The organism is Lactobacillus kimbladii (assembly GCF_000970755.1).
In the GTDB taxonomy this organism is placed as follows: Bacteria; Bacillota; Bacilli; order Lactobacillales; family Lactobacillaceae; genus Lactobacillus; species Lactobacillus kimbladii.
Map to the genome: position 1 here is coordinate 1,495,475 of NZ_KQ034007.1, position 14,194 is coordinate 1,509,668.

Here is a 14,194-nt window from a genome sequence, read left to right on the forward strand (position 1 = left end):
TTACTTATTGCTCCTCCTATCAGTGATAAAAGAAAGCAAACCAATTACTAAAATTAGTATTGCAATCATTAATAGCAAAACGAGCATATTATTTAGCCGCCAATTATTCATCTTAAATTGTATTCCTAAATAATTTGTTAAATGCCGTTTTACATTAGCAGGAAAAGTGGCCAGTGTCTGCTTAAGTAAAAAATATCTTAAAGCAGCTGCTTCATAACTACTTGGTACTAATTTTACCAAACTTTGGGCGCCAGAAACCAATATGCCATAGGGCAAATATGTTGCTACAGCAAACCCAGCAGCAGCTCCTAAAACAGCGGAAAGCCTGCTAAAAGTAGTGCTGGAATGCATGAAAAGCACGATTATTTCATCTAATAAAGTCGCTGCAATCGCACCTACCAAGATATACAAAAGTCCGGGTAAAAGTGCTGATTGAGGAATCGAGATATGATCAACTAATGAAAAGTACATGACCATTACGATAAAGGTGATGATTTGCATAAAAAAGCTGACTGTTGTTCCGGATAAAATGTAAGCAAAATTTTCTGCAAAACGTGATATGCCAGTTAGTTCAAAATCAGCGTCGGCTCGCGTTTCGCGGTCACTTACTTGTTGACCTAAGGCCTGAAAAGCCGTAGTAATACCAGAAACCGCAACAATACCCGCTATCATCCATAAATCCAACATTTTAGTCACATGAGGTAATTGCTGCCAATTACTTCTTAAATTATTTTGCAAAAAGCCAATATAGATAAAGAAAGAAATCAGTGCACCCAAGCATGACATGAATACAGCAGGAATGTTAGAGAAATAAATTTTCAAATTTCTACGAAATAATGCAAACATTTAATGTATCTCCTTTCCGGTAATCTGAAGGAAGGCATCATTGATTGTTCCTTTGCGATACGAAAAATCAATAATATTTTCTTGATTGTTTTTTAAAATTTCAATTGCTTCTTGAGGGGATAATATGTCAATCGCAACCTGATTTTGACTGAGTCGAATAACTCTTTGTCTGATCTGTAAAATTTTGGTTTCCTTAACAGTAAGAATCAATTTATTAGGGGCAAATTCCGTCTTAATATCTGCTGCGGAGCCACTGGCAAGAATTTTACCGTTTTCCAAAATATACATTTGGTCAGCATTTTCTGCCTCTTCTAAATAATGCGTTGTCAAAAAAATAGTAAGGTTTTGTTGCTGCTGCAGTTTAGTCAATAATTTCCAAATAGCATTTCTTGTTTGAATATCAAGTCCTGTAGTTGGTTCATCTAAAAAAAGCAAATCCGGGTTACAAATCAATGCTCGAGCTATGTCTACCTTTCTTTTTTGACCACCTGATAAAGTGCTAAATTTTTGATTTAAAAATTCTTTGATGCCGATCAAATTAATTAGGTGTTCAAGCCACTCATTAGAAAATTTACGATACATCTGTGCCCTTAAATAAAGGTTATCCTTGACTGTTAAAACATTATCTAAAACGCTATTTTGAAAAACTACTCCAATTTTAAGATTTGAGGCTTTTGAAATGATACCTGAAGTTGGTTTTAATAGTCCTGTTAACATATTTATTGTGGTTGACTTGCCTGCACCATTCGTACCTAAATACGCCACTAATTGTCCTTGCTTTATTTGAATATCAGCTTTATTAACGGCAATTTTATTACCAAATTTTTTAGTTAACCCTTGTGTTTCAATTAACATAGTGACACCTCTTCCTTAATTTGAATTAAGCATACTAGTTCAAATAAAATTTGTAGCGCATTTTATAATAAGAGACAAAATAGTAATCACAAAAAGATGAAATTAAGACACAAAAATAAAAAAGGTGTTGATCAAAATTTGGTCAACGCCTTTAGTGTTCAAAATTAACTTATTTACTTAAATGAATCTCGCGGTCAAATAATTGCTGCAATTTTTTATCAAAATTATGGGCGATGAAAATGACAGTATTCGGCATTTTAAGGAGTTCTTGCAAGATCGCTCTGGTTCCTGCCTGATCAATTGCACTTGTGCCTTCATCAATCAGTAAGATTTTGCTGTCATGTATCTGGGTACGCGCTAAAATTATTTTTTGTCTTTGACCGCCTGAAACATTCAGTTTTTGCAAATTTACTTTGGTCTCTATACCCTGAGCAAATTGCGTTAAATCTGGTTTTAATCCAACGGCAACTGCAGCTGATTCAGCCAGTTGATTCAACTTGGGATTGAACATTGTAATATTGTTTTTAATGGTGCTGGGAAATAAAACAGGATCTTGCGCAATGTAGCCGATTTTAGCTAAATCCGGTTTGATCACTTTTCCCTCCTGATCCTTAAACGCTATTTTTCCCGAACTCGGTGGCAAAATCCCTAAAAGTAGTTTAAATAAAGTTGACTTGCCTGCACCGCTGTCACCTGATAGCAAAATTTTTTCGCCATAATTGACAGTGATATCAGGGAACTTTAGAGTTTCACCATTAGGAAAACTAATTGCCAAATCTTTTGTACTAAAAGCAAAAGGTGCCACTAAGTTTTGCCCATCAGTTTTTACTGGTAAAGTCGCTGCAGTAACTCTATCTCTTAAAGTTTTGGTGCCCTTAATTAAGCCGAAATAGAATGGCAAGTATTCGATTGCCAGCGAAATATAGTGGCTAAAATTACCGATAACCGCAATCGCACCAAACGTGACCAGACCGCTTTTAATTAAAATACCCGTCCAGACGAACAATATCAGGATCATAATTTGCGCAACACCATTGGTAATAATGGACAGAACTTGTTGTTCCTGTGTCTGCTTGAGGTTTGCTTTTTCTAAGTCGCGTGCACCTTTATGCATTACGCTAGTTAGTTTATCGCCAGCAAGATACCGCTCTAGTTCAGCAATACCGCTTAGCCATTTTTCAATCAGATCCAAATACTGCCTATTTTGATGAGATGCTTTCTCCGTTGCTCTTTGCAGCGGCTTTTCAATTATTTTGGGTAAAATCAGGGAAACGGCTACCGAAATTAAGATAAGTAGCAATAGACTCCAGTGCATCGTCAGCAAGGCAATTACTGAGAAAATAACATAGCCCAGAAAATTACAAATGACCGGAATTAAGTTAAAGGACTGATTGTTAACCGTATTAAGATCATTGGTCAAGCGATTTTTAACTTGCGAAGTTTGATAATTTTTATGGTCATGGTAGACGTGGCTTACTATTTTACTTCTTAACGTGTGATTAAATTCTTGAACTTGTCGTGTCAGTAAATATTCAGAGCCCCAGTCAAAAGCATACGATGAGAGATAAGCTAACGTAGTAAAAGCAATGATTAACAGCCACGCTTGACCGTCATGTTGGCGCAAGGCGGTAAATTCCCACATATTTAAGTAAGATGCCCCGATTAAAACAAAGGGTTGCAAGAGGCTAAAAAGCACCATAAATATGAAACGAATTCGATTGGTATGAAAGAAGTTTTTAAAAGTCATTGTGGTTCTCCTTCTGGCTTGCTAACCGAATCGTTTTATCAAACATATTTTTAACTTCAGAATTAAGATTATGAGCAATCATGATCACAGTCTTATTAGTGTGAACAAGTTCAGCAATAATTTGCTTAGTTGCTTTACTATCAATGGCACTTGTCGCTTCGTCCAGCAAAATAATTTCATCAGCGAAAACTTCTGATCTGGCAAGAATAATCTTTTGCCTTTGGCCGCCTGATAAATTATTTTTATCCAAATCAACTTGGGTATCAGTTCCTTGGGGAAATCTCGCAATGTCGCTCTGCAATTGCACTTTATTAATTAAATTAGGTACTTGATCCAACAACTGCTGATGAAACATCACGATATTTTCCGCAATCGTTCCTGGAAACAATTGCGGATCTTGAGCAATGTAACTGATCCGGTTTAAATTTGGTTGAAAAATCTGCCCCGCATTATTTCTAAAAATAATTTGACCTTGATAAGGCCTGATCTTACCTAAAAGAGCTTGAAGCAGTGTTGACTTGCCTGTTCCGCTGTCGCCTGTAAGCAAAACTTTTTCACCCTTATTGATCACAAAATCGGGATATTCAATTATTGGACCATTAGGATATTTAAGCGCCAAATTTTTAATTTCAATTTGGGCAATTTGAGCAGATGACCCATTCGGCTTGGATTTGGTGTTAGAAATCAAGCTAGCCGTAGTTTGATTAATATTTTTAGTAGACTTAATCTTGACTGCAGCAGTTGTAATAGAGGATACAGCTGAAAAAATACCAAAAGCAAAAGAAGTCGAAGCTAATGCCGCCCCAATTTTTATTTGACCAGTTAAAAACAGGATACCCGCTAAAAAGGCAATCGACATTTGCCCTAAAGTGTTACCAATTCCATTAATAGTATTGGAAGCACAGTTTTTATTGATTTGATTGACTTCAGACTTTTCCAACTTCTCAGCGTAGCTGCTCATTTCTTTATTTAAGATCGTCCAAGCATGATACCTTCGCAGTTCATTTAAGCCATTGATCCATTCACCGATACCAGTTAAAAAAGCGCTAGTATTTTGCATCACTTTTTTACTTGCCTCTGAAGTCATGCGCGCCATTATTTTGGGCAAGCTTAAATCTATTAGAACAAAAATTGCAGTTAGTAAAACAAAAGACCAATTTAAGCTAAAAAGGACGCCAGCAGAAAGCAAGATGATAAATAAATTACTAAGAACATTAACCCACGGCAGAGCAAAATCGCTGGTTAAGGTATCGAGATTGCTTTGCAGATAATTCTGCATTTGCGCCACTGTCGCATCGTTTTCAGTATAAAAATGGTCTACCATTTGCCCTCTTAATTGATCAAGATATTCCTGAATCTGAGCGTTAAAAAGGTAAGTCGCTAAAGGCAGAATAAATACACCACAAACTACCGGGATAAATTCAATTAATTGCCAGCGAATGTAAACTGGCAAATTGCCGACGCTTAATCCATTAACTGCAAATTGAAAAAAATACTGGTCAAGTGAACCGGTAACAGCGAAAATAAAATAAAGTAAAATAATAAAAATTGCTCGTTGTTTATTAGAGCCAATCAGTCCCTTTAATGTCATGTGCTTGCGTCTTTCATTTTATGCTAAATCAATTTTATTAAATTTATCTAATAATAAAATGAATAATCAAGGGTGTCAAATTAGCAAGCAAAATATAATCACCGGTTATAAAAAAACTAATTCTTTAAAAAGAATTATTGTGAAAGTGATTAAAATTTTACATTGGCGGTTTACGATAATGATGGTAGTTAATGGTTGCCTTTTTAAACTCAGCCTTTTTATTTAATTTCTTTGCCAATTTTTGATCTAAGTACCCTTTAGTTACTTGACTTTCTTTTTCCAAAGCTATGAACTGATCATAAACTTTTCGTTCTAATGTTCCATTGTTAACAGCTTCTTTAACGGCACAGTCAGGCTCATCTATATGCTTACAATCATTAAAGCGACACTTCTCAGAGAGATCGGCAATCTCAGGAAAAACTTGCTTCAGATTGCCACCACTAACGCCCATACTTTTAATTCCAGGTGTATCAATTAGAACAAAGTCTCCAAGTTCAATTGGGATTAATCTTGAGCTCGTTGTTGTATGCCTGCCTTTATCAGTCTTTGCACTGATACGGTTTGTAGACATCAATTCTTTTTGAGCAATGGCATTAATCAAACTTGACTTTCCAACTCCTGAATTACCATAAAAAGAAACAGTTTGCCCTGGCAAAATACTTGAACGTAATTCAGCCAATCCTTTTCCAGTGATACATGAAGTACAAAAAACTGGTATTTTTAATTTATCAGCAATTTGTTGGGCAAGGTTCAGGCTCTCTGGGAAAAGATCTGATTTTGTTAAAACTATTGATGTTTGATACTCATTTTCTTTTTTTAAAGCATAAAGAAAACGGTTGATACGTGAAGACTTTAAATTTTTATTCATTGAAAAACAAATAAACAGCTGATCAATATTGCTTGCCGAATCTTTTTCTTGGGCATGAAATTCTTCACCGGTTATTCGACCTAATGTACTATAACGCGGTAGGCGCTCATTAATTAAATCAAAATCTATTTGTGGGTCTAAGGTTACCCAATCACCCACCAGAAATTGTTCTGACCGTTTTTTAGGAATGGCATTATTTTCACTGCCATCTAAACGCATCACTTTATACATGTCAGAAGAATTTAAGGAAATTCTCCCAAGTGTCTGTTCGTTATCAACTGACTCATGTTGTTTATATATATTTAATCCTAAATCCAATAGATGCTCCTATAGATTAATTTAATACTCCGATCTACTTATAAGTTAATACTATAGCATGATTTTATATTAAAAAATAGTTAAAAATTATTCCGATTTCGAAATAACATTATCTAACTTGCTAATATCAGTTAAATTGGCGTTTAAAAATTCTTGATTATCTATCGGTAAATGCAATTCAAAGTTTTCTATTGGCTGAACGCTGACTGTTACATCTTTCATTGTAGCTGCCAAAACATGACCGCCAAAGCTTAAATCATCGGCCAAAAAATGATTGTGAAATCTTGATACTCCAACACCCTGAAAAACAGATGGAGTATAATAAGTAATCATTGTTCCAGTGATATTTTCAGTTTCAAATTCGACTTGATTTTCCGCAATTTTCCCTAGAGACGGATATGGCTTATGAGATTTTTTAGAAGATCTCGTACGAATTTTTTGGAAAACACCTTTAGTCAATATTGCGAAAAATTGATTTTGGGCGTTATTTTTGGTCAAAACATCTTTTAGCATTTCCGCCAATTCGATATTTTGGTAGCTTTTGAATTTGTGATAATCCGCAAAACTAACGTCAGCATATGTTACTTTAAAGTCATCTGGCAGTTTCACTGCCGGACCACTAACATCTATTTTGTAACTGACACCGTCTAATATAACTAATTCACCATCAACGCCATCACCCGTTCCAATGCCGATATTGCCGTGTTTTAGCAATTCTAACAGCGGTAAAGTGCCTTCCAATAAACCTTCAACCAACATTTGCATGGTGCCATGTTGAAACAATGTATTTTTTGTCATATCTGCTGCTCCTTTTTTCAAAAACTTATATATAAAAACAACCAGAACAAGATTAATTTTTACAAATTAGTTTAGCACCAATTTGTTTTCAAATTATTATGTCTGGTTGTTTTTCAACTCTTGCTATTTTTAGTTTAGTAAATAATTAGCTCGGTCTAAAAATTCAAATGCACAAATTGATTTTTTCAAAGAAATCATTCATGTCAATGCAACCAACTTCTAAATCATCACACACATCAGGTATTTTTGCGGCCTTATTACCATTTGGATTGTGTAAATTAGGATTCCGAATTTCACTTGTTACAATCGTTAAATTTTCTTCTTTTGCAATAGCAATAAGCCAAGGATCTGCAATTTTCTCATGTGCCCATCCTCTATCAGCTGATAAAGCTTCCTTTTTATAATATTCACAGTCGCCAATATATTGAAGTACTTGTGCCCATTGTATTGCATAGTTTTTATGGTTTATTATTCCTTTTAAATAATTTTTGTCCAACCATTTTATAAATTTAGGGGCTTGGTAGTTTTCAGCAACCACAATTTCGGGAATGACAACGTATTTATTTAAAATGGAAGGTAGCTTATCCCAGAAACTGGGAAAATACTTTACCCGATAATACCGTTCATAAAAATTTATATAGATATTAGTATCCAGCAAATATTTTTCCATTACATACTGTCTCCCGTCAGAATCTTAAACGACTTATAACTAACACCAACAATATTAAAAGCATCCGTATAAGTAATCTTATTTTGTTTTATTGCATTTTCAATGTAATGCACAAAAGTCTGATCAAAACGAAATCTGATATTATTATCATAATTTCCACCTTTGGATTTTTTATCAGGTGGGATTTTTGCAAGTTCTTTTTTTAGCTGAGAAACTTTTTCATCATACTCATTTTTTGTCAAAATTTTCATGTCATACAATTTACGTACAATAACAAATTTACTAACAGGAAATTCGTGAGCTAAAAATTCAATATCATAGCTATTTAGTTTCCTAATCTCTTCATTTGGCAGCAATATTTCCGCTGTAACTCTATTAACAAAAGTTTCCGTGGGATCAAACTTGTATGATCCTGTATCAACTAAACTGAATATTTCTTCCTGATCAAGAAAAAGATGAACTAATTCATGAACAAGTGTAAATAATCGACCTGCTTCGCTATCCTTAGAATTGACAAAAATAATGGGAGCTTTTTTGTCACTTAAGACAAAGCCTCTGAATTCTTCTAGCGACAAACTTCGATGCGTGTTGCTTTTTACCGATCCGTTAAAGAAGATAAAAATGCCTATTTGACTCATTTTATCTCTAAAATATTTCAACGCATTCTTATTCTTTCCCGCATTTTTCTGATAGTTAATTGGAATATCGAGATAATTACGAATATCATCTACAACTTGCTGGTAAGCATTTTTAATTGAATATTTTCCGATAAAATCGAGCTCATAATCAATTTCATTTCGCAGAAAATCCTGTTTTGTTTGCATTTCAACAATCGTATCTCTAAGTTCATTACTAATCTTTTCAATCCGATTTGAATTAATCGTTCTAAATTTAAGTGTATTCTTATCAGCCTCAACTGGATCTGAAAGAAGCAGCAAGCCAGTCGGCACATCAATAAGTTTAGCAATTTTTGAAAGTTGATTAAAAGTAGGGTTTTTACTGCCATCTAAAAAAGCATCAATATTCTGAACTTTCATTTGTAAATAATCTTTAGAAACTCCAGAATTGTCAATATAATAAGCCAAAGTATGTGGATTTATGTCTAATCTAGTTACCATTAAAAACACCTCCCTTATTAATACGCATTTATACTTTTATTTTCCTCAAAAATTCACATTAATGCAATCTTTAAAATTATTTTATGATATTAAATTTGTTTTAAACAACTAAATGAACTATTTTAACATCTTTTATAAATTAAAATATTAAATACGCTTGCTCATATAAATTATGAGTGAAAATAAAAAGCTTTGAAAGCCTAGTAGCTAGCAAAGCTAATTTATCTTATTACTCCCACTCAATCGTTGACGGTGGCTTACTGGTGACATCATAGACTACACGGTTGATGTTTGGCACTTCATCAACAATACGCGTTGAAATTTTTTGCAAAACATCCCACGGCAAGCGGGCAAAGTCAGCGGTCATTCCATCAATTGATGTAACTGCACGAATACCAATAGTATAGTCGTAAGTGCGACCGTCACCCATTACGCCCACGGATTTGATACCAGGTAAAACGGTGAAGTATTGCCAAACTTTTTCCTGTAAACCGGCTTTTTTAATTTCATCCCGCAAAATTGCGTCACTGTCACGCACCAGTTTGAGTTTATCCTCGGTTACTTCGCCAATAACGCGAATGCCAAGACCAGGTCCTGGGAAAGGCTGACGCCAAACCAAATCATGCGGAATGCCTAATTTTTCACCCAGTTCACGCACTTCGTCCTTAAATAACTTGCGCAAAGGTTCAATTAGTTTAAAGTGTAAGTCCTTAGGTAATCCACCAACATTATGGTGCGACTTAATTGTCTGTGCTGTGTTAGTTCCACTCTCTATTACATCGGTGTACAAAGTACCTTGGGCTAAAAAGTCCACATCCTTAATTTTCTTTGCTTCGTCCGCAAACACCTCAATAAACTCTTTACCAATGATTTTCCGCTTTTGCTCCGGATCGGTGACACCTTTGAGTTTAGTTAAAAAACGCTCTTGGGCATTTACCCGAATAATGTTAACGCCTAAATCACGGTTCAAAGCAGCCATTACTTCATCGCCTTCGTTTTTGCGCAACATGCCGTGATCCACAAAAATAGCTGTCAGCTGATTGCCAATTGCTTTGTGTAAAAGAGTCGCGGTGACGCTGGAATCCACCCCACCAGATAATCCCAGAATGACCTTTTTGTCACCAACCGTTTTTCTAATCTCAGCAATTTGCAAGTCAATAAAATCGGTCATTGACCAGTCAGCCGTAGCACCACATACTTTAAAGGCAAAATTGCGCAAAATATCAAGTCCATACTGCGTATTGCGCACTTCCGCGTGGAATTGAATACCATACATTTTGGCTTGATCGTTAGCAATAGCGGCAATCGGGCAATTTTTACTTGAAGCGACTGTTTCAAAACCTGCAGGAGCACCAGTGACCAAATCACCGTGACTCATCCACACGTATTCATCTTTGGGCAGACCAGCAAATAAAACGGAGTTAGTATCTTCAACTTCGATGTCGGCACGACCGTATTCAGAATTATCCGCTTTTTCAACCTTGCCATTTAAATAAGAAGTCATCAGTTGCATCCCGTAACAAATGCCTAAGATAGGGATGCCCAATTTAAAAATTGCAGGATCTACTTTCAAAGCGTTTTGGTCATAAATACTGTTGGGCCCACCTGAAAAAATAATGCCCTTGGGGTTAATCTGCCTTATTTGGTCCATACTAATATCATGGGGCAAAAGTTCAGAATAAATACCAAAATCCCGCAACCGCCGTGTAATTAATTGATTATATTGACTGCCAAAATCGAGCACAATAATCTCATCAAAATCACTAATATTCTTTTTCAACGACATCCAAGCTCCTTTACTAACCTTATTTAATACAATATCAACTTTACTAAGAAATAGGTCACTGGTCAACAATTTTTTAGCGTAGCACTATTAGTTCACGAATATTTTTAAAAGTAATCATATAAATAATTCGAGATTCACTTTTAAAATTGGTCTTGCACATATTATGCGACTCTGTTACAATGCTTGCAACAGGAAAATAAATATCTATATATTGCCGTAATGAGGTCGGCAGTTTCTACTCAGAACCGTAAATTCTGAACTATGGATAATATAGCATTTTGTGCAGCTACTTGCTGCTTTAAAGGGCTTTTTTTACCATAGTTTTGGTAGAAAAAGCCCTTTTTGTGATGAAGGAGGAAAAAGTGAAATTATTAGAAGACCGGATTCGCAGTGACGGAGAAGTTTTACCCGGTAACGTTTTAAAAATCAACTCATTTCTAAATCATCAGGTAGATCCCGAACTAATGAAGAAAGTCGGAGAAGAATTTAGCCATTTATTTAAAGACAGTGGCATCACAAAAGTTTTGACTTGTGAAGCTTCTGGAATCGCTCCCGGAGTAATGACAGCCTACGAATTGCATGTGCCTTTGGTGTTTGCCCGCAAGAAAAAACCTGCAACACTAAATGACGCGGTATATTGGGCCGATGTTTATTCTTACACTAAAAAAGTTACCAATCAGATTTGCGTTGAACAAAAATTCCTGCACAAAGATGATTGCCTGCTAATTATCGATGATTTTCTAGCAAATGGTGAAGCAGTTAAAGGCATGATTAATATTGCTAACCAAGCTGGTGCTCAGATTGCCGGTGTCGGTATCGTAGTTGCTAAAACATTTCAAGGCGGCAGCAAGTGGATTAAAGATCATGGTTATCACCTTGAAGCATTGGCAGAAATCGCTAGTTTGGCCAATAATCAAGTACATTTTGTGGGAGAAAAATAATGGCAGAAAAAGAAGTTAGCCAGCAAAAAGCAGCGGTTTTAGGTTTACAGCACTTATTAGCAATGTATTCCGGGGCAGTCGCTGTACCCCTTCTAATTGGTAATGCACTAAAATTTTCTCCTGCACAAATGACCTATCTAGTTTCAATTGACATTTTCATGTGCGGCCTTGCGACACTTTTGCAATTAATGCGCAATAAGTACTTCGGTATTGGCTTCCCAGTCATTTTAGGTTGCGCCATTCAAGCAGTTGCCCCCTTGCAAATGATTGGGCAGAAATTCTCAATTAACGACATGTATGGTGCCATTATAGTTGCCGGCATTTTTGTCGTTTTAATCTCAGGCGTTTTTGCTAAAATCAAAAAATTCTTTCCACCTGTCGTAACAGGGACTTTAATCACCACTATTGGTTTAACACTTGTTCCAGTGGCAATTCAAAATATGGGTGGTGGAAATTCTGCTGCTAAAAGTTTTGGCAGTGGTCAAAATCTCCTTCTGGCTTTTTGCACCATGTTCATTATCTTGGCACTGGAAATTTGGACTAAAGGATTCATCAGGTCAATCTCAGTTTTAATCGGCTTAGTTGCTGGGACAGTAATTGCAGCCTGTATGGGCCTAGTTTCATTCACTCCCGTCATGGAAGCATCCTGGTTCCACTTACCTCAACTATTCTATTTTGGAGTGCCGAAATTTGAATGGTCTTCCAGCCTGACAATGATCATTATTGCTTTAGTGTCAATGGTTGAGTCTACCGGAGTATTCTTTGCCATTGGTGATCTTTTGCACCATGACGTAACCGAAGAAGACTTGAAAAAAGGTTATCGTGCAGAAGGTATCGCCCAAATTTTTGGCGGTTTATTCAATGCGTTTCCTTACACTACTTTCTCTCAAAATGTTGGTCTTTTGCAATTATCCGGTATTAAAACCAAGCGTCCGATTTATTGGGCTGGCGGATTACTCATGGCTATGGGATTGTTGCCTAAAATTGGTGCTATGGTAACAATCATTCCTACCCCAGTTTTAGGTGGTGCCATGCTGGTCATGTTTACCATGATTGCTGTTCAAGGCATTAAGACTTTAGCTAAAGTTGACCTCAGTGATAACAATAATGTGCTAATTATTGCCATCTCAGTTGGACTTGGACTCGGCGTTACTATTTATCCCCAATTTTTCAAAAACCTGCCGGCTACTGTCCAATTATTTCTAAGTAACGGGATCGTAATTACCAGCTTGTCAGCTACTATTCTGAATTTCTTACTTAAAGGAGGTGATAGAAAGGCAAAACAAAAAACTCAAACTGCAAATATCATGTAAATAAAATTGTTTTTACCCTTGAGACAATTTTGTTTGCGCCAAAAAAGTATCTTCTTATTTTGAAGATACTTTTTTAATTTGTAAATATTAAAGCGTGCATGTTAGCATTGTCGCTATCGTGACTGCCGACACCTAAAAATGAAAAACAGGTTGCCAGCATTTGCTTGCCAATTTCCTTAAAAGGTTCGTCCACAATTTTTTCAGTATATTTCATAATTCCAATCGCAGTTATAAAAATTAGAAAGGACTGCGTCAAAGGAGTAACTGCTACTTCTTCACCACATTTTCTATACCCATTTATAAAGGAAGCAATTAGTTTTTGATTTAATCTAAAATCTTGGTAAAAAAGTTTAATGAAGTCCTGATAATTTACCCCCATGCGAGCGCGCTCAAAATCAATTAAACGAAGATGCCCTCTAACAATTTTATAATTACGTAAACCTACATCCCCATGTAAAACTGCAGTTGCATGTGCTATCAAGTCTTTTTCAATATCCGCTTTTTGCGCTGTAAATAAAGCTAACACTTGCAGCAATCTGCTTTTAATTTCTTCATTCTGCAAACTATTGCTATCCGATTTTGCTTTCTCAAACAATTGATTATTAAGATATATGCCAGAAAAAGGTTTTACGTTTCGGTGAAAACGAGCTAACTGTGTTCCCATTTTAAATGCTAAATCAGGGGTAATTTGTCCTTTAACATCAGTTGGCGCCAAATCTTTCATGACCAAAACAAATTGTTGCGTTTGTTTGACAACAAAAGAGTCTAATACCCGAGTATTTATTTGCTGGTTAACAGCTTTTTCAGTTAAGAATTTACCTTCTTGAGAAAAAACCTTAACAAAAATCACTTGTTTATAGATTTCACTATAACCAACAAAAGTGCTGTTTAATGATTGATGAGTTATTTGGGTTAAGGTCACCTTTAATTTTTCCTGTAAAATTTCCTTAGTTTCCATATGTATATCTCTTTTAGTCTTTAGGCTTTCTATAATTCACTCGATTTTCTTGCCAATAGAGGTAGCAGTACGAAAACGCACCATAAATAATATTCTTCTTTGTATTAATCATTTTTTTCGCCTTCATATAAGAACAATTCGTCAACCGTTACCCTTAATATTTGCGCCAAGTGAAAAGCGTGTCCTAAAGATGGGTCATACTTATCATTTTCAATAGCATTGATCGTTTGCCAAGTAACATGAGCAGCTTCTGCTAATTTAGCCTATGAGTATCTCTGCTCTTTACGCAATTGAGCAATTCTATTTTTCACTAGTTCACTCTCCTGTCAAACATATCGGACATTTTTAGTAAAACATCTTTTACATTTTGAGTAAACAACAAAAT

General features: G+C 35.6%; 12 protein-coding genes, 1 pseudogene and 1 riboswitch. Of the genes and pseudogenes, 2 read left to right on the forward strand and 11 right to left on the reverse strand.

Features of this window, described 5'->3' with window-relative positions; genetic code table 11:
- The 9 genes from JF75_RS07540 to guaA form a co-directional block, all read right to left on the reverse strand.
- Complete coding sequence (locus JF75_RS07540) at window positions 1–846, reverse strand: hypothetical protein (RefSeq protein ID WP_046332487.1); 846 nt, start codon at window positions 844–846, stop codon at window positions 1–3.
- Window positions 847–1,701 (reverse strand): ABC transporter ATP-binding protein, encoded by an 855-nt coding sequence (locus tag JF75_RS07545; RefSeq protein ID WP_046332488.1) that lies wholly within the window; start codon window positions 1,699–1,701, stop codon window positions 847–849.
- Between the two features lie 169 nt (window positions 1,702–1,870).
- Window positions 1,871–3,448: an ATP-binding cassette domain-containing protein gene (locus JF75_RS07550; RefSeq protein WP_046332489.1), complete on the reverse strand. Its 1,578-nt coding sequence runs from the start codon at window positions 3,446–3,448 to the stop codon at window positions 1,871–1,873.
- Window positions 3,438–5,039 (reverse strand): ATP-binding cassette domain-containing protein, encoded by a 1,602-nt coding sequence (locus JF75_RS07555; RefSeq protein ID WP_046332490.1) that lies wholly within the window; start codon window positions 5,037–5,039, stop codon window positions 3,438–3,440. The genes JF75_RS07550 and JF75_RS07555 overlap by 11 nt, the downstream gene beginning before the upstream one ends.
- A gap of 157 nt (window positions 5,040–5,196) precedes the next feature.
- Complete coding sequence (rsgA, locus tag JF75_RS07560) at window positions 5,197–6,225, reverse strand: ribosome small subunit-dependent GTPase A (RefSeq protein ID WP_052726891.1); 1,029 nt, start codon at window positions 6,223–6,225, stop codon at window positions 5,197–5,199.
- A gap of 87 nt (window positions 6,226–6,312) precedes the next feature.
- Window positions 6,313–7,023, reverse strand: a complete 711-nt coding sequence (budA, locus tag JF75_RS07565; protein ID WP_046332491.1) for an acetolactate decarboxylase — start codon at window positions 7,021–7,023, stop codon at window positions 6,313–6,315.
- A 163-nt stretch (window positions 7,024–7,186) separates the two neighbouring features.
- Complete coding sequence (locus JF75_RS07570) at window positions 7,187–7,693, reverse strand: DUF4411 family protein (protein ID WP_046332492.1); 507 nt, start codon at window positions 7,691–7,693, stop codon at window positions 7,187–7,189.
- Window positions 7,693–8,811, reverse strand: a complete 1,119-nt coding sequence (locus JF75_RS07575) for an ImmA/IrrE family metallo-endopeptidase (protein ID WP_046332493.1) — start codon at window positions 8,809–8,811, stop codon at window positions 7,693–7,695. Before JF75_RS07575 ends, JF75_RS07570 begins: the two co-directional genes overlap by 1 nt.
- A 229-nt stretch (window positions 8,812–9,040) precedes the next feature.
- Entirely contained in the window at window positions 9,041–10,591 is a 1,551-nt protein-coding gene (gene guaA / locus JF75_RS07580; RefSeq protein ID WP_046332977.1) for a glutamine-hydrolyzing GMP synthase, read from the reverse strand.
- Between the two features lie 190 nt (window positions 10,592–10,781).
- Window positions 10,782–10,879: riboswitch (purine riboswitch) on the forward strand.
- Window positions 10,880–10,959: 80 nt separating this feature from the next.
- Between guaA and JF75_RS07585 the strand changes: the two genes are divergently transcribed.
- On the forward strand, window positions 10,960–11,538 hold the full coding sequence (locus JF75_RS07585; protein ID WP_046332494.1) for a xanthine phosphoribosyltransferase: 579 nt from the start codon (window positions 10,960–10,962) through the stop codon (window positions 11,536–11,538).
- On the forward strand, window positions 11,538–12,851 hold the full coding sequence (locus tag JF75_RS07590; protein WP_045928495.1) for a nucleobase:cation symporter-2 family protein: 1,314 nt from the start codon (window positions 11,538–11,540) through the stop codon (window positions 12,849–12,851). The genes JF75_RS07585 and JF75_RS07590 overlap by 1 nt, the downstream gene beginning before the upstream one ends.
- Before the next feature lie 73 nt (window positions 12,852–12,924).
- Here JF75_RS07590 and JF75_RS07595 read toward each other — a convergent pair whose 3' ends face one another.
- Complete coding sequence (locus JF75_RS07595) at window positions 12,925–13,809, reverse strand: phosphotransferase (RefSeq protein WP_052726892.1); 885 nt, start codon at window positions 13,807–13,809, stop codon at window positions 12,925–12,927.
- A 104-nt stretch (window positions 13,810–13,913) separates the two neighbouring features.
- Window positions 13,914–14,057 (reverse strand): annotated as a pseudogene (locus JF75_RS10375) (helix-turn-helix transcriptional regulator); the annotation flags it as partial.
- Window positions 14,058–14,194: the final 137 nt, after the last annotated feature.